Raw genomic sequence first — 22,190 nt, forward strand, 5'->3', positions numbered from 1 at the left:
ATTAGCGGGCGGCTAGATGTCCCATCTTTTCAAAAAACCGTTGGAGTATGGGTTGTGCGATGGGGACAGATGTTGATCCTCCGCCTAAGGAGTCTCCTCGCCCGCCTTCAACTAAAACAGCTATCGCAATTTCCGGATCCTCAATGGGAGCAAAACAGATTGCCCAAGCCAGTTGGGTCATCCCCTCAGGAGTCTGGACTTGAGCGGTTCCAGTTTTTGCAGCGATTCGTACTCCGGCTACATGAATCAATTTCGCTGTTCCATCAATTGCGACTGACTCCATTCCATCGAGGACTTTTTGGTAATCCGTTTCGAGCAGACCCATGTCTCTTTGGCTTGGTATTGTTTGCCGATATGGATCGAATAGGATGGTGGGTGTAAATTGGGTTTCTTTACGTGCGAAGGCGGCCGTGAAACATGCCATTTGCAAGGGAGTAACACCCAAATAGCCTTGACCGATCGATAGGTGAGCCGTGTTTCCCGGATACCATGGTTCGCCTATATTCTTTTCCTTCCATGCTTTGGTTGGAACCAACATATTGTTAGTTTCATAAGGCAATTCAATCCCTGTAGGTTCATCAAGGTGAAATCGTTTCGCCTCATTGCTAATTAAATCGACTCCGATTTCCTGGCTGAATTGATAGAAAAACACATTGCAGCTCATTCGGATGGCTTCATGCAGGTCAACGTCACCATGGCCGAATAGATTATGGCACCGTAGTTTAGTTCGTCCAATATTGAAACTTCCGCCGCAAAATGTTTGCGAAGTATCGTCTAAAATACCTGCCCGAAGCCCTGCCATGGCTGTTACTATTTTAAACGTGGATCCTGGAGCATACACTCCTTGCAAGGGACGATTTAGCCACGCCCCTCGCTCGTTTATATCATTGGCAACAACGTTTGAAATAAATGGGCTAAGGTTGTTTAGATCAAAATCCGGTTTACTAGCCATAACGAGGAGGTCTCCTCTTTTTGCGTCGAGCGCAACGACAGCGCCTTTTTGATCTCCCAATCCCATTTCAGCAATGTCCTGCAATTCTGAATCAAGAGTTAATGTAAGATCATTTCCCTGAACGGGAGATTTTTGAACTTTAGGTTGGAATTGGAAACCAGATGGATCGACCACCCAGATCTCCAAACCACTTTCACCCTGTAATTTTGTATTAAACTCCTTTTCAATTCCCGTTTTGCCTTCGTAGCCTCTTGCCTGAAAAGTCATGAGATCATCCCCCGGCAAATTTTCTGTATTCATTTCCTCGGTGTTTCCTACGTAACCAATGGTATGAGCAGCTAGACTTCCATAGGGATAGTAACGGGCATTGGATGTATAAATTTGGATGGCTGAATGGACCGGAATCTGTTCCAGAAGGAGCGCGTATTCTTCTGGCTCCATATCGGTAATAAGAGGAAAGGGTAACAATAGTTGTTGGCCAAAATGACGCTCAATGTCGCGCGAATTAATCTCAAGGTTCCGTCCAATAGCTTTTCCGACTTCATTAATGTACCGACGAACAACATTTCTTCGTGCTTCGATTTGGATATCTCCTCTACCAGGTACCTGTTCTTTCGGCTGAGATTCATAGTGTTGTTTCAACATACTGAACTCCTCTCGAAACTCAGGTCTTAATTGATTGAGAAAGACCACTGCGGAATATCTGGCTCTATTGCCTACCAGGAGTCGCCCATCACGGTCATAAATATTACCACGTGGACCGGGAATGATGATACGCCTCAAGGTTTGTCGCTCACCTTTTTCTGAGTATTCGGAAGCCATAAAGACCTGGCGATAGGCCAATCCGCTAAATAGTAATGCCAGGACTAAAATGAGTGAAAATGCGAGTACGCGCAGTCTGATATTATAATTACGAAATATCTCTACTATGTTCATTTTTCAGTTCCGTAGTTGGCCCTCGAGTCGATGTTGAACATCAACAAGACATAATTGTGATAGGATATCAACCACCCTGCCACTATCAGTAACACCAATTGAGACACTACAAGGTGCACCAGGTTCAAGAATATGAATTGAGATGTGAGATCATAACGCAGGGAGGCTAAAATGGTGTAATACAGGAATAGGCCGAGGTTAATGAGTAATGTGACGGGTTTAATTACACTTTTCCGTTTGTGACCTATGCGGCTTCGCAGGTAGTAAACTAAAATAAAGATTAATAGGTTGGGGATCAGACTTGTGCCAATGTTCCAAGATTCACCTGAATCGTAAAAAAGTGAAAATAGCGTAACCAGTCCGATTCCCTGGCCCAACGGAAGGAAAAGTGCGGGGAAAGCGATGAACAGTCCGTTTATGAAAATAAATAAAGAAACGGTAGCTAAAGAATGGTTCAACTGGCTAAGCAAAATTAGCCCAATAGCTTGTACTAGGAAGAGAATTAGCCACTGGTATAAATCTGGCCGTTTATCCATCGCTTTTTAGTTTTCTTAATATTGCTACTTCTCTTAATTCATTCAGATCTTTTGAGAGAATGACTTCTCCGCTTTGGAACAATCCATCACTCGATGCATCGAGCTTTTGAACCCAACCAATGGTTAATCCTGCGGGGAAAACACCGCCTAGTCCTGAAGTAACAAGCCTCCTTGGATAGTCTCTGTTAATCTGAATATCAGTTGGGACATTCTGCACCGATCCTTTGGGACCTGTAAAAGGTCCCGAGATCTTTCCTTGGTAAAGAACAGGTCGCTTGTCACCCTCAAATACAGCCGCCAATCGAATGCTTGGCGATGTAATGAGGTCGATAATGGTAGTGGTGAGATTTACCTCCCGGACCTTTCCTACCACTCCACCAGAAAATACCACCGGTGCGCCTTTTGGAATTTCGAAATTTTTCCCCTTCACTATGGTTATTTCCTGCCACCATCCATTTGTGTCTCTGCGGGCGATTCTAGCAACTTCCGCTTGATAACTTGGTAGGGAAGGGAGGTTGAACAAATCCTCAAATCGATCAATCTGGGCATTTAGCGAATTCATCGCTTGAATCTGGTACTGTAGTGTCGCGTTTAATCGAGCCAGATCCCTGCCTTCTTCAATAAGCTCTTTCTTCGACTCCATCTTGCCCGTCCAAAACTTTTGACCGTTTCTTACGAAGGATCCTCCAATCCATGCGGGTGCCTGGAATTCGTATAAAAATGTTTCCGTAAAGGTCTTAAGGAAGGGCGGTGTTATAGTCCAAAAGAGCAAGACCAGACCCAATAAAATGAGCGGTTTGAACTTTGGGTTACGCTCCTTGGGCAATGGACGAAACGGCTAATGTGTTAGAGCTATCAACGAGGGCTGGAAACTTCGCCCAATAAAGATGCGAGGTCTTCCAAAACAGCACCTGTTCCGTATGCAACGGCACTTAAAGGATCATCGGCAATAATTACAGGCAGTCCGGTTGCATCGCTTAATAAGTGATCAAGGTTTTTCAATAGAGCACCGCCGCCGGCTAAAACAAAACCGCGATCCACCAAATCAGCTGAAAGTTCAGGAGGACAACGCTCCAATGCGTTCCTTACAAGATCAACGATTGCATTAACTGTATCGGTTAATGCTTCGCGAATTTCTTGTGAGCTGATGTGTAAAGTTTTTGGAAGTCCAGCTACAGAATCGCGACCCTTTACTTCTAGTGAAAGTTCTTCTTCCAACGGTGCAGCTGAACCTACTTTTAATTTAATCTCTTCAGCCGTGCGCTCACCAATAAGCAGGTTGTAAGCACGCTTCATATAATTGATGATAGCTTGGTCCAACTCGTCTCCACCTACTCGAATGCTTTTCGAGTAAACGATTCCAGCTAAGGAAATAATAGCCACTTCCGTGGTTCCACCTCCGATATCCACAATCATATTTGCCGCAGGCTCATCGATAGGTAATCCGACTCCTATGGCTGCGGCCATGGGTTCTTCTAAAAGTAACACATCACGAGCGCCGGCATGAATAGCCGATTCTCGAACAGCGCGCCTTTCGACTTCGGTAATTCCTGAAGGTACCGCCACCACAACCCTAGGAGGTATAATACTCATGTTACTATGCACTTTCTTTATGAAATAGCGCAACATGGCCTCGGTAATTTCGAAGTCTGCGATAACCCCGTCACGCATGGGGCGCAAAGCAGTGATGTTGCCTGGTGTTCGACCCAACATCTTTTTCGCCTCTAGTCCGACAGCATGAACCTTTCTGGTTCCAGTATGAATCGCAACTACGCTTGGCTCTCGCAGAACGATACCCTTATCTTTAGCAAACACAAGAGTGTTGGCAGTGCCAAGGTCGATTCCAATATCATTGGAAAGAAATCCAAAAAAACGTCCTAGCATAAAGAAGGTGAATAGTTCAGGTTAGATGATGAAATTGGGATAGATAGTGGGAGTATAGAAAGGTAAGCGACCTTTATTTCTCCGACTCAGCGGATGTAGGTTCGGTTTCCGCAGTTTTGGCGACTTTGGGTCGGGGAGCTGGTTCCGGTTCTTCGTCCATAGCAGTCCTTAGATCTTCTTCTACATCTTTGGTGGCCTTTTTAAATTCCTTCATGGCCTTTCCCATTCCCCGGGCTAGTTCTGGGAGCTTTTTCGCTCCGAAAAGAAGTAATACCAGAAAAACTATAATGAAGATTTCTGGTGCACCGAGGGACTGTAAAAAACCAAGTGATGGGATGGGTAATGTCATAATATTTAATGTATAAATGTGATTAATGCGGTATGGCTAGGGATTGTGCAAGAAAAGAGCTTGAAAGACTTTTAAATGATGTGGGATTTAATTTTAGAAGTTTAATTCAATATTTTTCAATCTCTTTACTGGGTAAATTTCTCTCATATACTTCTTCTCCAAGTTTTGGATCTCCCCTGAGTACAACCATTCCCACGCTGAGGCCGGTTTTCAATCCTGACGGTTTTAATAGAGCGGTGATCTTCAATTGGGTATTTCGGACATAAAGTTCCGTTCTTAGCTCCTTCCTGTTTTTATCAAGGCGGACAATCACTGTTCCGGACCCTTTATCAATCTGGGTTATCGAACCAACCTTTAGAAATGGGGAGGGCTGTATTTGTGGCGTATCGTGATGGCGATTAGTTTTGGTGGTCTCACAACTAATAAGCAACACTCCTATTAGCCAGGCGAAAGCACAAAGTCGCCATCTTGATTTCACCGGCTAGCCTACCTGGTTTTCGTTTTTTGCGATTCCGAGGTTAGATTCAACATGATCACCATCAAAGAAACCATACAGCTGACGAATCCGGGTTGGGTGACGCATTTTTCTTAGAGCTTTCGCTTCGATTTGACGAATACGTTCACGTGTTACATTAAACTGTCGTCCAACTTCCTCCAAAGTTCTGCTATACCCGTCCACTAGCCCAAATCGAAGAGACAATACCCGGCGTTCACGTTCCGTTAGGCTATCGAGCACGTCGACAATCTTCTCTCTGAGTAAACTGTAAGCCGTCATGTCGTAAGGATTTTCTGCCCCTTTATCCTCAATGAAATCACCAAAGTTGGTATCGTCACTATCACCAACCGGACTCTGCAAACTAATTGGTTGCTGAGCCATCTTCATGATGGATTGAACGCGTTCGACTGGTAGCTGCATTTCATCTGCGACTTCCTCAGCGGTTGGTTCATGTCCAAGTTCTTGATACAACTGTTTCTGAACCTGCATCACCTTATTTAAGGTTTCGATCATGTGGACAGGTATCCGAATGGTCCTTGCTTGATCGGCGATTGAGCGAGTGATGGCTTGCCGGATCCACCAAGTTGCGTAAGTGGAGAACTTATAGCCACGACGGTATTCAAACTTTTCTACCGCCTTCATTAAGCCCATGTTGCCTTCTTGAATCAAATCAAGGAAAGAGAGTCCACGGTTCGTGTATTTTTTCGCAATGGAAATTACAAGACGTAGATTGGCTTCGACCATTTCAGTCTTTGCTCGGTGCCCTAGTCGCATAGCAATTCGAACATCTCTAACTAAGCCTACCAATTCGTAAGCGTCTATTCGATTGTCGGTTCGGAAAATACTAAGCTCTTCGAGCATGGCATTTTTCAAAGGTGTTGCTATTTTTTTAGTCTTCGAACGTTCATCCAAATTGAGTTCTGATTCAATTTCATCGATCCGCTTGATCAGTGGACCAAGATTATTTAGGAATTCTTCGAATACTTTTAACTTGAAACAGAATTTTTTAAAATTTGAGGAGAGTTGCCCTTCGTATTTTTTAAAGCGATTATGTGCGCGTTTAACCGCCGCAGGATCAGTTGCTGCTAGGGTTTCAGTCCAAGCCTTCAGCGTTCGTGCTTCGAGGTCCTCAACGGTTTCAAGGAGCTTCGGTAGCATCTTAAAATAGTTCTCTCGGCTATCGACTTTCTTATCCAGGACTACCCGATCAAAACGCTCTTCTCTGTTGATGAGTTTATGGGCCAGGGTGATATGAAACTCACTTGTCATCCCTACTGAAAATAGGATGCCTTGTGCTTTTAATTCGGCGCGTTCAATCCGTTTGGAGATCTCGACTTCTTGTTCACGAGTCAGTAAAGGAACCTGACCCATTTGCTTCAGGTACATCCGAACAGGATCGTCCAGAATATCGTACTGAGATGCTTTTACCTCTTCTTCCTCGTTTTCTTCGGCTCTTTGTTTGTAACTTTCAACTTCTTCTGAATCGATAATGTCGATCTCGAGGTTTTCCAAAATTGAAATTACATTTTCGATCTCATCCGGGCTATCAATTGTTTCAGGCAAAGCCTCGTTGATGTTTGCGAACGTAAGGTAACCTTGTTCTTTGGACTGACGGATCAGAAGGCGAATCTTTTCATTGATATCTGCGTCTAAGTTGCTGGAGGTATCGGATTTATCTTCCTTCATGGAGGCGACTGCCTTTACAACTTTTTCCACGATTGCCTTTGTAGCTTCATTATCATCACTACCTTCGTCTGAGGCTTTCTTTTTTCGCCCCCTTTTCACCGGAGGCACTTTTTCAGTCTTTGGCTCTTTGGGAGCCTTCTTTATTTCTGAAGCCTTAGGTGCCTTGATTTTTTTAGCCTCAGTCTTATTAGGCTCCACTTTTTTAACTGTAGCCTTTGCAACTTTTGGTTCCTTGGCGGTCTTCTTTTTTGCTGAAGCTTTATCTACTTTCGGTTCTTTGACCGCTTTTTTAGTAGGAGCTTTCGCTGCTGTCTTCGGTTTTTTGGCCACGTTTTTAGGAGCGGTTTTTTTTACCGGTGTGCTTTTGGCCACTTTTTTGGCGATCTTCTTTGTCGTTTTGGCAGGCATGTTGATTAGTTTAAAAGTCGGATGGTAATTTTAAAGCTGGTGTGGTGGATAAGGAGCGATTGAGCTTAATACGTTCTTTTTGAAGTTTTAGCTGTTCCTCAAAAGGAAGTGATGCGGATTTTGTAAGTTCGCTGTCGATTGTGTTTAATTGTTTGTGTATAAAGCGTTTAAATAATTTGACGACAGATTCCTCTGCTCCTCTTACCAAGTTATCAGCCTGGATTTCTTTTGAGCGTAGATCGTAATAATAGTTCCTCTCCTCCTCAGTTTCTACAATTTCTTCCATTTGACTGATGCCTTGCCAAGTCCCATGCTCAGCTTCTGCCAAGATCCTGTTGAGGATGCGGCCACTGGCTTGGGAATCATCAATCCATTCATTATCAACAACTTGAAAGAGGTGCTTGCCAAGGTCTGGAAATTCAAAAAGAGCCAAAATTAGGTCTTCTTCTGCGTTTGTCAACTTCGACTTTGGTTCAAAGAAATTCCCAGATTTTTTGGGCTCTTCAGCGTTTTCAGAGATGTATGTTCGTCTCGCTTTTGTAGTCTGGTAACTTTTGAAATCGGTGGAGAGTATATCTTCTCTTATTCCAAGTAATCTAGTCAGCTCTCCGAGGTATTCCATTCTCAACAATTCAGAGTCTAAATGGGTCAACAATTCAAAAATGGCATTTGCGGTTCGATTCTTTTCTCGTGGCTCTGCAGAGTGTGGTTCCGGAAGTAAGGCATGAATAGCAAATGGGAGTGCACCAGTGGCTTCCTTTAGGATTTCATTTTTAAAGGAAATCCCTTTTTGGGTAATTATATCATCTGGATCTGCGCCTTCGGGAAGTGAATAAAACTGAATGTCCAAGCCAGCTTTCCAAGCCATCGGTAAAACGCGAATCGCAGCCTTCCGACCGGCTTGATCTCCATCCAGTAAGCATATGACTCGTTCACTAAATCGCTTTAGCAACAAAAGCTGGCCCTCCGTTATTGAAGTACCCTGGGGTGAAATTGCGGGGAGGCCTATGCTCCAGCAGCGAATCGCGTCTAATTGACCTTCGACCAAAACAAAGGGCAAGTCTTCAGAAACTTCGGTTTTGGCTTTATCCAAACCAAATAGAACGTTGCTTTTATTGAAGAGAGGAGTTTCCGGAGAATTTACATATTTGGCCTCTCTTGATCTGTCGTCTTGAGGCGTGATCTCGAGTTGCCTTGCTGTAAATGCAATTACTCTCTTATTTGCGTGTTCCCTTATTGGAATCATTAACCTTCCTCTAAAACGCGGATAAAGAGCTTGTTCCGATTCTGGGTTTCTGGATGGAAAGAAAAGTCCGCATTTTTCCAATGCTTCGTGGGTGAATCCCTTATCTTTTAATTGGTGGAAGAACTTTTGGTCGTTCGGCAGGGATAGGCCGATCTTATGTTCTTTGGCTATTTCGAGAGAAAATTTTCTATTACTTAGCCAATATTCACGGATGAAATCTCCCGGTTCGGAATCTGCGAAAAAGTTTGAATGAAAGTACTCGGTAGCGAAGTCGTGAATATCAAGAATTTCCTTCCTTAAGGAAGGTTTGAGACCTACAGGTGCTTGGCCTTTTTCATACTCGACCGTAATGTTGAATCTAGCAGCAATGGCCTCCACTGCCTCTTGGAAATTTAACCTTTCGGTTAGTTGAATGAACTTATAAATATCCCCGGCTTCACCACTTGAAAAATCTTTAAAGATGTTTTTATCAGGTAGAATATAAAAGGATGGGGTCTTCTCATTATTGAAAGGGCTCAATCCGCGATAATTAGCACCCACTCTTTTGAGGCCTACCACGGGAGACACCAAATCGTAAATATTTACTTTATGGCGAATATCCTCAATACATGATCGGGAGATTATTGGCATAAACCAGAATGCTTTAGCTGAACGTTTCGGTTGAACTAAATTCCGCGAACTTCGTAGCGAGCTCGGTCGATCTCGGGATGGTTAGGGGCAGTTTCAAAAAAGAGGTCGTAAAGTCCTCTCGCTGCATTGGCATCTCCGCCAGGTTCGGCGTAAATTCGAGCCAGCATTAAAATCAGGTCGCTATTTTTAGGGTAGAGTTGTCGGTATTTACGGATCTCCTCCACTACATCCGGCTTGGCTTTGGTTTTCCGTATGACGGTTAGGTAGGTCATTAAATATTGATTGTTTTTGGTACCACGGCGTAAGGCTTCCAGAGAAGTCATTTCCGCTTCTGTAAATTGGCCCCTACTATAATAGACACGAGCCAGCTCGTGAAATGCGACTCCGCTTTCGTCGCCCAAATTAATTGCGTCCCAATATTTTGCAATCGCGGTTTCAGAATTTGTTGGCGCGATTTGTCTGGCTGAAGATAGGGCGGTATCAAATGGAGACTGGTTGTTCCTTCTTTCAGGGGGAGGTTGTGAGGTACCTGTGGTCGTCTCTTGTTTTTCTTCCTCCGTCATTGCCAGCTGACTCGGAGCTCTTTCATTGTTATCTTTTTTTTCGACTGCCGGTTTTAACGCTGCTAGCCTGGCTGCAGCCAATGCTTCGGCGCGTTGACGCTGCTGCTCAATGAGCCGTTGCCTCTCCTCCTCTTGTTTCTTGATAGCATCTTCTTCCTTTTGTTTAGCCTTCTTAATCTCTTCGTAATCGGCTTTTACGTTATCCAGCTCGGGGGAGTTGATAGCTTGAGGAAAGTCTTTTTCTACTGCTGACATCAACTTTGCCATTTCATCCCACTGCCTTCTTTTATGTTTTATCTGAATTAGACCAACATGAGCTTGCTGAGCGACTGTCGTATCCTCCACTACCAAAAGTCTTTCAAACCCGGCTTCAGCTTGCCTTAAGTTCCCGGTTTCGTTTGCGAGCAAAGCGGCTTTTAATTCCAGCTTAGGATTGAATCGTATTTGGCTACTGTTCGAGTAGGCATGTATTGCCTTGGATGTTTGATTTGTGTCTAGATAACGATCACCAATTTGCTGCCATGTATTCCAGTCACTTTTATTATCCAAAAGGTATGCTTCGTAGTTTTTGATAGCCGATTCCAAATCGCCTGCTTTTACCCACGCTTGAGCTGAATACAAAAAATAATCCTTTTTCTCCGGAAATTTTTTGGCCAGGTCATTGAAGTAAAAAGCACCCGTAAAGTAATCCTCCGTTTGAATGAAGGCGAATGCCAAATTCTCAAGTAGCAATGGTTCATTTGGGAAATCCTCTTTGAGATCTTCCAGAATCTGGATGGCTCTTTGGACTTCTCCTTTTTCCAAATTAACGTTTGCTTGCTCAATTTTTTCAGCAAACCTTTCTTCAGTTGAGGAACAACCCACAAGAATTAGACATCCTATCAAAAGCGCTCCTCGCATACAGACTATAAACACATGAAGTTGACGACCCACTTTTTAAATGTCTTGAGCAGATTCTTTAGTGTCAAGACCCATAAAGAACGATTGGTATTCGTCTGTTTGGTTTTTGGATTCTTTGTAAATCCATTGTCCGCTCAGCTAGATCCCATCTGGGAGTATTCGCTTAAGAATTTTGAACTAAGGACTTACAAAGAGGCAGTAGACGCTCTTTTCCTTGAATGGGAGAAAAATTCTGGCGGATCGATAGAGCCTGGCGAAAAAAATAAGGTTGGCTTAAAGGTATATACAGCATCTGGGCCAGGACTTGCTACCTCCAAGGATCTTGTCCGTGCTGTAATTGGATCTCTGGTTGACCGTGGTTATTCACCAAGGGATATTTTTATTATAGATTATAATAAAGAGTGGCTTCGGGCCTGTGGATTTTTACCTCCTTTAAGTGAGAGAGGTGTTACGTTTTATGGTCATGAGGTAAAAATCATTAATTCAGGGGGCCTTTTCGACGAACTTTGGTACTACGACAGCCCTGTGCCTCCTCGGGAGTATTACTTACCTGGGATTACTCCAATGGTGCAGGGACTTGTTGAGGATGATCCTGATGCAGAATCCAAATTACCTGAGGATAGAAAAAGTTTTTTACCAGCTCCATTGATCGAAGAGGTCGACTTTTGGATCAACCTTCCAGCCGTTAGCGATCATGAAGTGCTCGAGCTGAATGGAGCTTTGGTAAATGCAACCCTTTGGAACGCAACCAATACGCTTCGGTTTTTTCATTCTCCTTCCAACGCTCCTGTAGCCATTGCCGAAATGGCAGCGATTCCTGAATTTTTGGAAACGTGGGGTATGAACATTGTGAGCCTTGAAAAGTATCAGTTTATTGGCGGTCCTCAATTCAACAGCTTGTATACTGTTTCGGAAAAAATTTTAGTTATGAGTGCCGACCCGGTTTCTATAGACGCTTACATGGTTTCAAAGATGAACTCTTGGCGTGAACGTTACGGATTTCCTCTTCTTTCGAAAGACATACCCATGCTTGTTTATGCTGAACAACTTGGGGTTGGATCAGCCAGTCAGGATCCCAGAAGAATTGTTGTTTTAGGTGAATAAGCATAGTTTTTGCTAAATTCTCATCCTTCAACAAAAACAGCTTGAAAACAGCCAGCATCCCATCTTGAAACTGTAAGCCATGTCGCTTGAATCCTTTCTCCCCATATTAATCCAGGCAACACTTGCACTTGTAATTGCCGTTTCTGTAATCGCTGCAAGTCATTTGTTTGGGCAAAGAATTCGGCAAAAGTCTGCGCTCAAGGGTACTCCTTATGAATGCGGAGTGCCTTCGGAAGGTTTGGCGCATACTCGGTTCTCCGTTAAATTTTATGTCACGGCAATGCTCTTCATACTATTTGATATTGAAATAGTTTTTCTCATTCCATGGGCGGTTGTTTATCGTGACTTCATTCACAATAGTATCCCTATTTTACTTCCCGTCTTGTTTTTCCTTGTGGTGCTCATTGTGGGCCTTTTTTACGAAATGAAAAAAGGTGCTCTTGAGTGGGAGAAGTAAATTGATTTAGTCTCCTATTTATAGGGAGCTTCGAAAATACCATTATGAAGCTTGAGCGTTATATTTCAGAAGATCGGATCCTGGATCTGAAAGGCCAGGACCTAAAAAGTGTTTTGGCCGAGCTTCTTGATGTCATCTGTGAGAAAAAATCCAAACTGAGTAAACGAAGCTTATTGAAGGAACTCCTAAATCGTGAGAATGCGATGACCACCTACTTGGGTCGGGGAGTTATACTGCCTCACATTCGCGTTAATATGAGGTCTCGGTTTGTTTTTGCTGTGGGTCGTTCCAGGAATGGTGTCGATTATGATGGGTATTCAGGGAAGGAAAAAGTGCAGTTGGTTTTCATATTACTGGCTAGCGAAAAAGAACGCAGTTATTTGCAGGTTCTATCCTCCATTGCGCGCGCTTTTCGAGATGACGCTTTCGTAGAAAAATTGATTTCTGCTCCAGACCATGAGACCTTTAAGGAGTTGCTGCTCGCTGGATTTTCCGGAGTGCAATCCCAACAAAGTTCGAGGCAGACAAAGCTTAACAAGTTGCTGTTTCGACACGCCGCTCGTCTAGCCAAAGGGACAGGAGCCTCCACTATTTTGTTTTTTTCCGACACTATGATAGGTGGAGTTGAGGAGATTCCCGATTTTGGTGACACCCCTACCGTACTTATTTCTTCCAAACTGTTAGATGCGCCGGTGTTGGCCCAAGGTAGGCCGACCCTTCATATTCAGGCATTCTCAAGTAAACGGTTTTCCCAACTTCGCAGCGCTGCTTTAATTGGATTAGGTCGAGGATTATTTAAATTCACCGATAAAATATGTTGTGTGGGAGGGATTGCTGACAGCAACCAGTTTGACAGTGTTGTCATCATCAATGTGCAGCAGGAGTTCCAATCCATTTTGTCTAATAAAGGGAACATTCTTCCTGGAAGTGTGAAGCCCGAGGTGATTGAAAGGGTAATTGCGATAGCCACAGAATTAACTGTTGAAGGCCGAGAAGGAAAAAATATCGGCGCTCTTTTTGTCATAGGAGATTCGGAAAAAGTGGAATCGTTTACCAAGCCTCTCGTATTAAATCCATTCTTCGGATATAAACCTGAGGATCGGAATATCCTGAATCCTTTCATGGATGAAACCGTTAAAGAGTTTTCGAGTATTGACGGTGCATTTATTATAAAAGGTGACGGAGTTATTCTTTCCGCGGGTTCCCTCATTCACGTTCCCAATTATGAACATAAGCTTCCGTCTGGGCTAGGATCTAGGCATGCCGCGGCTTTTGCGATTTCTTTGGCAACTCAATGTGTATCGATAGTGATATCGTCAAGTTCGGGTCAGGTGACTCTTTTTAGAAACGGAGTTATGTTGCCATTGATTGAAAAAGGAATCTCCGGAGGATTTTAATTGATATCGCCGAGTTTTTCCTTCTTTGTGCTGCGCTTAATTCTTAACCCGAACAATTTATTATGCCTAGAGATATCGTAATCCTTGAATGCACTGAAGCAAAAGCCGAAGGTAAACCGCCTTCGCGCTACATGACTACGCGCAATAAGAAGCTGCAAACCGAACGGGTTGAGAAAAAGAAGTATAATCCTAATTTGAAACGTCACACCGTTCACAAGGAAAAGAAATAATTTTTCAATTTGAATAAGGGAAAGGCGCTCCTTCAACGGGAGCGCCTTTTTTTTAAAAAAATCAATCTTTTCGACTAGCTCGCCACTTGTCGCGGTGTTTTCGGATCCAATCCAGGAGCGCACGTTCAAAACCTACATCGAAACCGGCTTTCTCGGATTCAAGCCATTTGTGTTTCAGGATCTCCTCACGTTCAGCCAGAAATTCTTGATAGAGGCTGGAACGGGCTATGATCGTTGAATTTTGCATCGGGTCATTTTGACTTTCACTAGTCATATAGGGGTAGCAGAAAAATTGGTATCTATCCACATATGGAGATTTCAAAGCAAAAATCAAAAAAATAAATAGGTTGGTAGTGAAATTTAGGGGTTTCCATTACGGGGTTGTCGGGAACCCAGACAATTTAACTCAACTTTTCCAGTATTTTCTCCGCAATCCGATAGAATGCCTGCGCCGTTTCTGAATTTGGCGCACTCTTGACAATGGGTATTCCCATGTCTCCGCCTGTCCGGATTGCCGGATCTAATGGGATTTTTCCGAGAAGCTCTGTATTGAGTTCAGCCGCCGCTTTTTCTCCGCCGCCGGTGCCGAAAATATATTCCTTCTCTCCACTGGCCGGGTTGAGGTAATAGCTCATGTTTTCGGCAACACCCAAAATTGGTATATTCACTTTATCAAACATTCTAGCACCTCTTGTGGTGACAGAAACCGCCGCCTCTTGGGGGGTTGTGACAATGACCGCCCCATTTAAGGGAATATTTTGGGCCAGTGAAAGTTGTGCATCACCTGTTCCAGGTGGGAGATCGACAACCAATACGTCCAGGTTCCCCCAGTTCACGTTTTGGGCAAATTGCTGAATGGTTTTGTTCACCATCGGTCCACGCCATATCACAGGTGTATTGCTATCTACCAATAACCCCATCGACATGGTTTTTATTCCTAGATTTTCTACGGGAACCAAAGATTCCCCAACAATGGAAGGTCGGCCTCTCACTCCCATCATGAGAGGTATGCTTGGCCCGTACACATCGCAATCCATAATTCCAACGGCGCTGGAACCAAGTGCTTCGTTTAAAACATGATCGAAAGCACAGGCGAGATTGACTGAAAAAGTGGACTTTCCAACACCTCCTTTTCCGCTAGCTACGGCAATGATTTTTTTAACACCACTTATTAGGGAGGGCTTTTGTTGATTATCTCCACCGCCTGCTTGTGATGGAGGTGTAGACTTCGGTTTGCTGACAGCGATTTCCACCTCGACGTTCGTGACCTCCTCCAAATTTCCAAGGACGGTTTCAACCTCCTTTTTAAGATCTACGGGTATCCGTGGATCCGAGGTAGTTATAGCAAGTTGAATGCTTGCATTACCTTCATTGAGTGTGGCTGCACGCACCAAACCAAAGGAAACAATGTCCCGGCTGAAGCCAGGATACTTAATAGTAGAAAGCGCTTTTAGAAGCGAATTATCAGATGACATAGGAATTTTTCCGTTTTTTCTGAGGACTTAAAAATTCCCCAAATATTTTAGTTGTCGATAGTGAATTGGTATTCGTTTATTAGACGAGAAAATAAGATGAACTTTTGCAGGCCATGCTTTTCTGATTAATTCCATTATGCGATTTCCGACATTATTTTTTTTCACTCTTCTCTATATTTCCTCCGGTTTCTCGTTTGCCCAAAATGAGGATATTATTGTAACAACCCAGACCGATTCCCGGATATTTCGTGTTTCAATCGAGAGTGCGGATACATCTGATAATTCATTGCTGGGAAGGGCGTTCGGTGCCCATGGAGCCTATAAAGTGGTTGCTGCCAATCAATCTGAATTCCACTTTCAGTTTACACGTAAATCTGACAACGCCGTTGAATGTGCTATTTTATCAGGTCGACCAGCGCGTGAATTGAAACGCTTTGTTGAAAATGGAAACTCAGTTCGAAATAGTTTATTCCGTGCCGCGGACAGAGCGGTCCGCCTCACTTCAGGAGAAGAAGGTTTCTTTGCTTCAAGACTGGCGTTTATTGGTGAGAGGGGTGGAAACTTTCAGGAAGTCTACACCTCAGACCTCTTCTTCGATGAGATTCGTTACCACACGGCAGACAAATCTCAGTCGGTAAATCCGCGGTGGGCTCCCGATGGTTCGAAGATTATCTACACGGGATATTTCGGATCAGGGTTTCCTGATATTTTTGTAATCGATCCTAACACATCTCGTCGTTCTCAATTTGCTTCCTACAAAGGAACGAACTCTGGAGCTCGTTTCAGTCCCAACGGTTCGGCTGTCGCTATGGTTCTTTCTGCTACTGGAAATTCGGAATTATTTATCTCAAATTCGGCAGGAGGTAGTGCAAAGCGTTTGACCCGTAATAACAGTCTGGAGGCATCGCCTTCCTGGAAAGCTGATGGTTCGGAGCTTGTATTTACTTCCGACACGGCTGGGAAACCTCAATTGTACACCATTTCGACTCAAGGCGGAAAAATGAACCGAATTGCCACTCAGATTAGTAACTATTGTGCTGAGCCGGATTGGAATCCGGTTGATTCAAACAAAATAGTATTCACGGCCGTTTTTGGGGAAGGGTTTCAAATCGTTTTGTGGGACTTTAAGTTGAACAAAAGCTCAATCCTGACGCGAGGTGCTCGTGATTCCATCGAACCGATTTGGTTAAACGACGGACGCCATATTGTATTTACACGGAGAGTCGGTGCCTCAAAGCAACTCATGATTATCGATTCCGTGACCCTTCAAGAGAGCCCTATCAGTAGCAGGCAATTTGGAAATGTTTCTCAAGCGGATGCAGTTTACTTGAGATAAAAAAACACCGGCCAGGTAAGGTCCCGACCGGTATTTTAGAGTTATAATACACTTTGGATATAGGATGTATTATTTGGGAGTCAGTTGATAGGAAATGTGTGTTCGGATTGCTCGAATTTATAATGAGACATTGCGAGAAGTATGCGGGGCAATCGAGTTCACCTTAAGTCTTTTTATTTATTTTACGACCTGTTTACAAAAAAGGCCACCCTGGGACGGGTGGCCTTGAAAGTATCGAAAGAATTGAGATTTCTTAGGCCGTAGCTGCGGCGAAGTTTTCCTCGGCTTGAGACCAATTTACGACGTTCCAAAATGCGGCAATGTAATCGGGACGACGGTTCTGGTAGTTGAGATAGTAAGCATGCTCCCAAACGTCCAAGCCAATTATAGGAGCTCCGCCTTCCATTAATGGCGAGTCCTGATTGGCAGTAGAATGAACAACAAGTTTGCCATTCTTGACGCTCAACCATGCCCAACCGCTTCCAAAACGGGTTGCTCCCGCTTTGCCGAATGCCTCTTTGAGCGAATCAAGGCCGCCTAATTCTGAATCAATCGCTGCAGCTAAGCCACCAATGGGAGAGTCACTTCCTCCAGGTGCAATGATTTTCCAAAAAAATGAGTGATTACTGTGACCACCGGCGTTGTTCCGAAGAGCTGTGCGAGCTGCCTCGGGTATTGAATCAAGATCGGAAATCAGTTCTTCAACTGATTTGGCGGCAAGGTCAGGATTGTTGTTTAGGACACCATTAGCGTTCGTGATGTACGCCTGATGATGTTTCGAGTGGTGGATTTCCATAGTGCGAGCATCTATATGGGGCTCCAATGCATCGTATGCATATCCAAGGCTGGGAAGTTCGAATGCCATGATATTTATGTTTTATTTGATTATTGTTGATTAGATTAGAAATATTCAACGGAAAGGACTTTGCGAATGATATTTTCTTTAGAAATAGCGTTCAGGCGTCAACTCCTTACGATTTATTACTTTCGTTTTTCTTCAAAAAATTGGGTTAAAAGAGCCTTGCATTCATATTCCAGAACCCCAGACGAAACATTCACTTGGTGATTCAGCGATTGAACTTTTGTGATGTCCAGTGCTCCGCCCAAAAAACCCATTTTGGGATCTGACGCAGCGAATACAATTCGCCCCAATCTCGCCATAATCAAGGCACCTGAACACATGGGGCATGGTTCTTTTGTAACGAACAAGGTGCATTCGTTTAAACGCCAGTCTTTGAGTTTCTGGGTGGCCTGAGTGATTGCGAGGATTTCTGCGTGGGCAGTAGGATCGCCTGTGAGTTCTACTTGATTGTGGGAGGAGGCAACGATTTCTCCTTGGTGGGTAATGATGGCGCCCACTGGAACTTCATTCGCTTTGTAGGCATCTATCGCTGCATTGTAAGCGAGCTGCATGAAAAATTTATCATCCTTTTTAAGTTGGGATGGAAAGACCTTATCAAAAGGACAATGAATCTTGGAGATTTGCTGGGATTCCACGGTGAAATGCTGATTCTTAATCCTTGACTCGAAGTAAGCTATGAAGCTTTCTACACCTTCTTTTTTGGCTTATTATACAAGCTCAAAAATACTGACAAACACATGGAAATTTATGGCAGCTGAAAATGTAATTGAAGTAGAAGGCAAAATATCGGCGGTATTACCAGGTACGATGTTTCGCGTAGAACTTCAAAATGGGCACCAGGTGTTAGCGCACATTTCCGGAAAGCTCAGAAAGAACTTCATCAAAATCACCACGGGTGATATGGTAAAAATGGAGATGAGTCCTTACGATATCGATAAAGCACGAATCGTTTACCGGTTGAGAAACAAGCAAGTTACTCGTAATACGCCGATTCGAAGTTTCGGACCAAAACGTAAGCGCTAGGTTTGAATTCACCTCAGGTTTTCAATCAAACCTGTTTTTCCTCTTTCACTAATTGGAGATTGTATCTAGTTCATAAGTTCAAGCTTCTCCACGTACCCCATTCACATCGATAGGTAAAATTGACCATGACTCATTTCGCAAACGACATCACCCAATCCATTGGTAATACCCCGCTCATTAAACTGAATCGGATTACTGCAGATTTACCCGCGAACATTTTTTTAAAGTGCGAGTTTTTTAATCCTCTTTCTAGTGTGAAAGACAGGATCGGCAATGCGATGATCAAAGCAGGTGAAGCTTCTGGCGAATTGAAGAAGAATTCCGTTATTATCGAACCGACATCAGGCAACACGGGTATTGCTTTAGCGTTTGTTGCTGCGGCCAAAGGTTACCGGCTTATTCTTACTATGCCAGAGACTATGTCCATGGAGCGTCGAGTGCTTCTAAGAATGCTCGGCGCTGAACTGGTGCTTACACCCGGCCCAAAAGGAATGGGAGGAGCGATTGCGCGCGCCAAGGAGCTTGTTGAGGAAAACCGGGATTTAGCGTGGATGCCTCAACAATTTGAAAATCCGGCCAATCCCGAAATTCACAGACAGACTACTGCCGAGGAAATTTGGAACGCCCTGGAAGGAAAGATTGATGTCTTTGTCGCTGGAGTGGGTACAGGAGGAACCATTAGCGGGGTTTCTGAGGTGATAAAAGGTCGAAAGGATTTATTCGTAGTGGCAGTTGAACCAAGCGGTTCTCCAGTCATTTCCGGCGGTCAACCTGGGCCTCACAAAATCCAGGGAATCGGGGCGGGATTTATCCCAATTAATTGCAACACTGCGATAATCGATGATGTAGTTCAGGTCTCCAATGAAGACGCATTTGAAACAGCCAGGCAACTCTCTCTTCAAGAAGGATTATTTGTTGGTATTTCTACCGGGGCAAATACTTGGGCGGCTATGGAAGTTGCTAAACGCCCCGAGATGGCTGGAAAAAATATTGTGACAGTCGCGTGCAGTGCAGGCGAGCGCTACATATCTACGCCGTTAGGTGAAAAGGCACGGTTAGAAGTCGCAAATTAACAGGCGGACAGATTATTTTTTTATCCCCGAATGTTTACACGCATTGGAGTTTCTTCCTCGTTTTGAAAGAGATATACGCTAAATAATAATTTTTTCGATGGCTAGTCATCTATACTCCTACGAATCCAACATTTCCGCGCCGGCCGCAGACGTATTCGCGTATCATGAGCGATTGGGTGCACTTCAAAGGTTGATCCCTCCTTGGGAATCGGTGCGAGTCGTATCAAGCAAAGGAAGCATCCAGAATGACGATAGTATAACTATCAAGATGAACCTCGGGCCTTTCAAAACGCTCTGGAAAGCTAAGCACCAGGATTATCAAAAGAATCGCCAATTTGTAGACGTTCAAGTCAAAGGTCCATTTAAATACTGGAAACACACTCATTCGTTTAGATCTCTGGATCCACATCGAACAAACCTCAAAGACACCATTCAGCTCGAACTACCTTTCGGGCTTATCGGGCGAAGATTTGTTTATCCCAAAGTTCTGAAACAATTGAACAAGTTGTTCACTTATCGACACGCGATTACGCAAAACGATTTAAAGGATTGGATGCAGCTTAAATCGTTTCCGGTTTCAAAAGTCGCTATTACCGGCGGCAACGGCTTAATTGGCTCCGAGCTCGCGGTTTTTTTAAAAGCTCAGGGACATGAAGTCGTTATCTTGAGTCGGAGCGGGAAGAGTAAAGTGTATGGAGTGCCAGGAGTTCGTTGGGATCCAGGCAAGCAATTTATCGATGCAAAGTCACTTTCAGATGTAGATTGTTGGATACATCTTGCAGGGGAAAATGTGTCAAAAAAGAGATGGACAAAGAAGCGGATCAAAAAGCTCAAAGATAGCCGTGTAAATAGTACCAAATTCCTTGTTGATTTTATCTTAAAACAAAAAAACGCCCCCAAGGTTTTTATCACCGCATCGGGTGCTGGATATTATCCTTCGAGTTCTGAGGTGATGACAGAGGACTCTGCTAAAGGATCAGGAATATTGGCTGGAATATGCTCTGAATGGGAAGATGCCTCGGCTCCACTCATGGGTACCGCTATACGTCGGGTCGTTTTGAGAACCGGTATTGTATTGAGTGAAAAAGGCGGAGCGCTTGAGAAACTTTTACCCATTTTCAATTTTGGACTTGGAGGCCCAGTTGGAACTGGAAAACAATTTTGGAGCTGGATCGCTATGGAAGACTTGATACGGATTTACAATTTAGCTGCAAAAGATCCAAGAATTGAAGGAATCTATAACGCAGTCGCTCCAATTGCTTCCACGAATAAAAAATTTACTGATGTGCTTGGTTCAGCTCTTCGTCGTCCAACACTGATACGAACACCATCGTGGGTTCTTAAGATTGCTTTGGGTCGAATGGCCGACGATGCACTTCTCGCGAGTCAAAATATTGCACCCAATCGTTTGAATGAGTCGGATTTCAATTTCAATTTTCCTGACTTGGAGTTAGCTGTCAGTCATTGTTTGGGTACTTATTGAGAAGTCATCAGACCAGTTACGTCTTGCCAGAGAAATTTTTCTATTCCACCTTCTCTTCAATTTCTGATCTATGAAATATATACCTCTATTTGTTATCCCGCTGGCGTTATTGATTCATGGCTGTTCACAGAAGAAGTCTTCTTCTGGCGGCGACGAAACCACAAATACAAAGAAGCGAAACTTGCGTCTGGTATCACTTCATAATACGGCCTCTCCTATTGTTGGAGAACAAGTGATTTGGTTGGCTGACAGTATTAGTCAGATGACAGCTGGAAATTTGAATATCAAGGTATACGATCCTGATAAACTAGTAGGGGCTCTTGAAGTGTTAGATGCTGTTTCTTCTGGTAAGGTGGACATGGGTTATAGTGCTTCTGGATTCTGGATGGGAAAGATTCCGGCGTCTCCTTTGTTTTGTTCAATTCCTTTCGGACCAAATGCGAGTGAATATCAAGCCTGGTTCTATCACGGTAATGGAATGAAATTGTACCAAGAAATGTATGACACATACAATTTCAATGTTAAGGTGCTGATTTGCGGGATGATTCCACCTGAGACAAGTGGGTGGTTTGCAAAAGAGATAAATAGTTTGGACGATCTTCAAGGATTAAAGATGCGCTTCTTTGGTTTGGGAGGTGAGGTCATGAAAAAGTTGGGTGTGGCTGTTCGTTTGCTCCCTCCAGGGGAAATATATCCCGCATTGGAAAAAGGGGTTATTGATGCTACGGAATTTGCTTTGCCCAACATCGACGAACAACTTGGATTTTATAAGGTTGCCAAATATAATTATTTCCCCGGCTGGCATCAGCAAACAACCACCTTCGAACTGCTTATAAATAAGGATGTGTGGAATTCACTTCCTCAGCACCAGCAAGCAATCATTGAAAATGCTTGCCAAGCGAATATTGTTCGGGGGATCGCGGCAGGCGAGGGGAGTCAAGGCCCGGCTATGAAGAGAAATACTGAACGCGGTGTTGAGCAAGTAACTTGGCCACCTGAAATGATTGAAGCATTTCGTACTACATGGCTCGAAGTGGTTGAAGAGAAATCTGCAGCAGATCCGTTTTTCAACAAAGTCTGGGATGATTTACAGCAGTTCCGCGCCGACTATAAAGTTTGGGGTGATCGAGCCTACGTAAAATAAACGTCGTTCGTGACGAGGAA

22 protein-coding genes are annotated in these 22,190 nt (G+C 43.8%); 10 read left to right on the forward strand and 12 right to left on the reverse strand.

The annotated features are described in order from the left end of the window. Nucleotide 1: 1 nt before the first annotated feature. The 6 genes from mrdA to rpoD all read right to left on the reverse strand — a co-directional run bounded on the left by mrdA (nucleotide 2) and on the right by rpoD (nucleotide 6,839). A complete protein-coding gene (gene mrdA, locus O3C43_04170; GenBank protein MDA1065679.1) occupies nucleotides 2-1,888 on the reverse strand; it encodes a penicillin-binding protein 2 in 1,887 nt (628 codons plus the stop codon). Next, the gene (locus O3C43_04175) at nucleotides 1,885-2,346 is read right to left on the reverse strand and encodes a hypothetical protein (protein MDA1065680.1); all 462 of its coding nucleotides are present in this window, start codon (nucleotides 2,344-2,346) and stop codon (nucleotides 1,885-1,887) included. Before O3C43_04175 ends, mrdA begins: the two co-directional genes overlap by 4 nt. A 70-nt stretch (nucleotides 2,347-2,416) precedes the next feature. Beyond that, nucleotides 2,417-3,250, reverse strand: a complete 834-nt coding sequence (locus tag O3C43_04180) for a rod shape-determining protein MreC (protein ID MDA1065681.1) — start codon at nucleotides 3,248-3,250, stop codon at nucleotides 2,417-2,419. A gap of 29 nt (nucleotides 3,251-3,279) precedes the next feature. Next, entirely contained in the window at nucleotides 3,280-4,308 is a 1,029-nt protein-coding gene (locus O3C43_04185) for a rod shape-determining protein (GenBank protein MDA1065682.1), read from the reverse strand. A gap of 73 nt (nucleotides 4,309-4,381) precedes the next feature. Next, a complete protein-coding gene (locus tag O3C43_04190) occupies nucleotides 4,382-4,657 on the reverse strand; it encodes a twin-arginine translocase TatA/TatE family subunit (GenBank protein MDA1065683.1) in 276 nt (91 codons plus the stop codon). A gap of 481 nt (nucleotides 4,658-5,138) precedes the next feature. Continuing rightward, the gene (gene rpoD / locus O3C43_04195; GenBank protein ID MDA1065684.1) at nucleotides 5,139-6,839 is read right to left on the reverse strand and encodes an RNA polymerase sigma factor RpoD; all 1,701 of its coding nucleotides are present in this window, start codon (nucleotides 6,837-6,839) and stop codon (nucleotides 5,139-5,141) included. Between rpoD and O3C43_04200 the strand changes: the two genes are divergently transcribed. Continuing rightward, nucleotides 6,838-7,275: a hypothetical protein gene (locus tag O3C43_04200; protein MDA1065685.1), complete on the forward strand. Its 438-nt coding sequence runs from the start codon at nucleotides 6,838-6,840 to the stop codon at nucleotides 7,273-7,275. The genes rpoD and O3C43_04200 overlap by 2 nt on opposite strands. Here the strand turns inward: O3C43_04200 and dnaG are convergent. Beyond that, nucleotides 7,258-9,123 carry a DNA primase gene (dnaG, locus tag O3C43_04205; GenBank protein ID MDA1065686.1) on the reverse strand — a complete coding sequence of 622 codons (1,866 nt, stop codon included), beginning with the start codon at nucleotides 9,121-9,123 and terminating at the stop codon, nucleotides 7,258-7,260. The genes O3C43_04200 and dnaG overlap by 18 nt on opposite strands. 35 nt (nucleotides 9,124-9,158) lie before the next feature. Beyond that, nucleotides 9,159-10,550, reverse strand: a complete 1,392-nt coding sequence (locus O3C43_04210) for a hypothetical protein (protein ID MDA1065687.1) — start codon at nucleotides 10,548-10,550, stop codon at nucleotides 9,159-9,161. Between the two features lie 51 nt (nucleotides 10,551-10,601). On the opposite strand from O3C43_04210, the gene O3C43_04215 reads away from it, so the two are divergent. The 4 genes from O3C43_04215 to rpmG all read left to right on the forward strand — a co-directional run bounded on the left by O3C43_04215 (nucleotide 10,602) and on the right by rpmG (nucleotide 13,774). Beyond that, on the forward strand, nucleotides 10,602-11,690 hold the full coding sequence (locus tag O3C43_04215; protein MDA1065688.1) for a DUF362 domain-containing protein: 1,089 nt from the start codon (nucleotides 10,602-10,604) through the stop codon (nucleotides 11,688-11,690). A gap of 79 nt (nucleotides 11,691-11,769) precedes the next feature. Continuing rightward, nucleotides 11,770-12,147, forward strand: coding sequence for an NADH-quinone oxidoreductase subunit A (locus O3C43_04220; protein MDA1065689.1), 378 nt, complete (start codon nucleotides 11,770-11,772; stop codon nucleotides 12,145-12,147). Nucleotides 12,148-12,191: 44 nt separating this feature from the next. Further along, nucleotides 12,192-13,544, forward strand: a complete 1,353-nt coding sequence (locus O3C43_04225) for a PTS sugar transporter subunit IIA (GenBank protein MDA1065690.1) — start codon at nucleotides 12,192-12,194, stop codon at nucleotides 13,542-13,544. A gap of 62 nt (nucleotides 13,545-13,606) precedes the next feature. Next, nucleotides 13,607-13,774: a 50S ribosomal protein L33 gene (gene rpmG, locus O3C43_04230; GenBank protein ID MDA1065691.1), complete on the forward strand. Its 168-nt coding sequence runs from the start codon at nucleotides 13,607-13,609 to the stop codon at nucleotides 13,772-13,774. Between the two features lie 61 nt (nucleotides 13,775-13,835). On the opposite strand, the gene O3C43_04235 is transcribed toward rpmG, so the two are convergent. Both O3C43_04235 and O3C43_04240 read right to left on the reverse strand, forming a co-directional pair. Further along, entirely contained in the window at nucleotides 13,836-14,048 is a 213-nt protein-coding gene (locus tag O3C43_04235) for a DUF4032 domain-containing protein (protein MDA1065692.1), read from the reverse strand. Nucleotides 14,049-14,175: 127 nt separating this feature from the next. After that, nucleotides 14,176-15,249 carry an Mrp/NBP35 family ATP-binding protein gene (locus O3C43_04240; protein ID MDA1065693.1) on the reverse strand — a complete coding sequence of 358 codons (1,074 nt, stop codon included), beginning with the start codon at nucleotides 15,247-15,249 and terminating at the stop codon, nucleotides 14,176-14,178. A gap of 136 nt (nucleotides 15,250-15,385) precedes the next feature. Here O3C43_04240 and O3C43_04245 point away from each other — a divergent pair, with 136 nt between their 5' ends. Beyond that, nucleotides 15,386-16,585, forward strand: coding sequence for a biopolymer transporter Tol (locus tag O3C43_04245; protein ID MDA1065694.1), 1,200 nt, complete (start codon nucleotides 15,386-15,388; stop codon nucleotides 16,583-16,585). Between the two features lie 253 nt (nucleotides 16,586-16,838). On the opposite strand, the gene O3C43_04250 is transcribed toward O3C43_04245, so the two are convergent. Next, complete coding sequence (locus O3C43_04250; GenBank protein MDA1065695.1) at nucleotides 16,839-17,450, reverse strand: superoxide dismutase [Mn]; 612 nt, start codon at nucleotides 17,448-17,450, stop codon at nucleotides 16,839-16,841. A gap of 116 nt (nucleotides 17,451-17,566) precedes the next feature. Next, complete coding sequence (gene tadA / locus O3C43_04255) at nucleotides 17,567-18,082, reverse strand: tRNA adenosine(34) deaminase TadA (protein MDA1065696.1); 516 nt, start codon at nucleotides 18,080-18,082, stop codon at nucleotides 17,567-17,569. 112 nt (nucleotides 18,083-18,194) lie between these two features. On the opposite strand from tadA, the gene infA reads away from it, so the two are divergent. From infA to O3C43_04275, 4 genes are all read left to right on the forward strand, one after another. Continuing rightward, a complete protein-coding gene (infA, locus tag O3C43_04260) occupies nucleotides 18,195-18,470 on the forward strand; it encodes a translation initiation factor IF-1 (GenBank protein ID MDA1065697.1) in 276 nt (91 codons plus the stop codon). Nucleotides 18,471-18,595: 125 nt separating this feature from the next. Further along, entirely contained in the window at nucleotides 18,596-19,543 is a 948-nt protein-coding gene (gene cysK, locus O3C43_04265) for a cysteine synthase A (protein ID MDA1065698.1), read from the forward strand. A gap of 97 nt (nucleotides 19,544-19,640) precedes the next feature. Then, nucleotides 19,641-21,026, forward strand: coding sequence for a TIGR01777 family oxidoreductase (locus O3C43_04270; protein MDA1065699.1), 1,386 nt, complete (start codon nucleotides 19,641-19,643; stop codon nucleotides 21,024-21,026). A 70-nt stretch (nucleotides 21,027-21,096) separates the two neighbouring features. After that, nucleotides 21,097-22,170 (forward strand): TRAP transporter substrate-binding protein, encoded by a 1,074-nt coding sequence (locus tag O3C43_04275; protein ID MDA1065700.1) that lies wholly within the window; start codon nucleotides 21,097-21,099, stop codon nucleotides 22,168-22,170. Nucleotides 22,171-22,190: the final 20 nt, after the last annotated feature.

This window comes from Verrucomicrobiota bacterium (assembly GCA_027622555.1).
GTDB lineage: Bacteria > Verrucomicrobiota > Verrucomicrobiia > Opitutales > UBA2995 > UBA2995.

Excerpts from the sequence above, each read along its gene's own strand:
- O3C43_04240 (MDA1065693.1), bottom strand. The coding sequence starts at position 15,249 with ATGTCATCTGATAATTCGCTTCTAAAAGCGCTTTCTACTATTAAGTAT.
- O3C43_04270 (MDA1065699.1), top strand. The coding sequence starts at position 19,641 with ATGGCTAGTCATCTATACTCCTACGAATCCAACATTTCCGCGCCGGCC.
- mrdA (MDA1065679.1), bottom strand. The coding sequence starts at position 1,888 with ATGAACATAGTAGAGATATTTCGTAATTATAATATCAGACTGCGCGTA.
- O3C43_04225 (MDA1065690.1), top strand. The coding sequence starts at position 12,192 with ATGAAGCTTGAGCGTTATATTTCAGAAGATCGGATCCTGGATCTGAAA.
- O3C43_04200 (MDA1065685.1), top strand. The coding sequence starts at position 6,838 with ATGGAGGCGACTGCCTTTACAACTTTTTCCACGATTGCCTTTGTAGCT.
- infA (MDA1065697.1), top strand. The coding sequence starts at position 18,195 with ATGGCAGCTGAAAATGTAATTGAAGTAGAAGGCAAAATATCGGCGGTA.
- O3C43_04250 (MDA1065695.1), bottom strand. The coding sequence starts at position 17,450 with ATGGCATTCGAACTTCCCAGCCTTGGATATGCATACGATGCATTGGAG.
- O3C43_04275 (MDA1065700.1), top strand. The coding sequence starts at position 21,097 with ATGAAATATATACCTCTATTTGTTATCCCGCTGGCGTTATTGATTCAT.
- O3C43_04190 (MDA1065683.1), bottom strand. The coding sequence starts at position 4,657 with ATGACATTACCCATCCCATCACTTGGTTTTTTACAGTCCCTCGGTGCA.
- O3C43_04220 (MDA1065689.1), top strand. The coding sequence starts at position 11,770 with ATGTCGCTTGAATCCTTTCTCCCCATATTAATCCAGGCAACACTTGCA.
- O3C43_04235 (MDA1065692.1), bottom strand. The coding sequence starts at position 14,048 with ATGACTAGTGAAAGTCAAAATGACCCGATGCAAAATTCAACGATCATA.
- O3C43_04185 (MDA1065682.1), bottom strand. The coding sequence starts at position 4,308 with ATGCTAGGACGTTTTTTTGGATTTCTTTCCAATGATATTGGAATCGAC.
- cysK (MDA1065698.1), top strand. The coding sequence starts at position 18,596 with ATGACTCATTTCGCAAACGACATCACCCAATCCATTGGTAATACCCCG.
- rpoD (MDA1065684.1), bottom strand. The coding sequence starts at position 6,839 with ATGAAGGAAGATAAATCCGATACCTCCAGCAACTTAGACGCAGATATC.
- O3C43_04245 (MDA1065694.1), top strand. The coding sequence starts at position 15,386 with ATGCGATTTCCGACATTATTTTTTTTCACTCTTCTCTATATTTCCTCC.
- rpmG (MDA1065691.1), top strand. The coding sequence starts at position 13,607 with ATGCCTAGAGATATCGTAATCCTTGAATGCACTGAAGCAAAAGCCGAA.
- dnaG (MDA1065686.1), bottom strand. The coding sequence starts at position 9,123 with ATGCCAATAATCTCCCGATCATGTATTGAGGATATTCGCCATAAAGTA.
- O3C43_04215 (MDA1065688.1), top strand. The coding sequence starts at position 10,602 with ATGAAGTTGACGACCCACTTTTTAAATGTCTTGAGCAGATTCTTTAGT.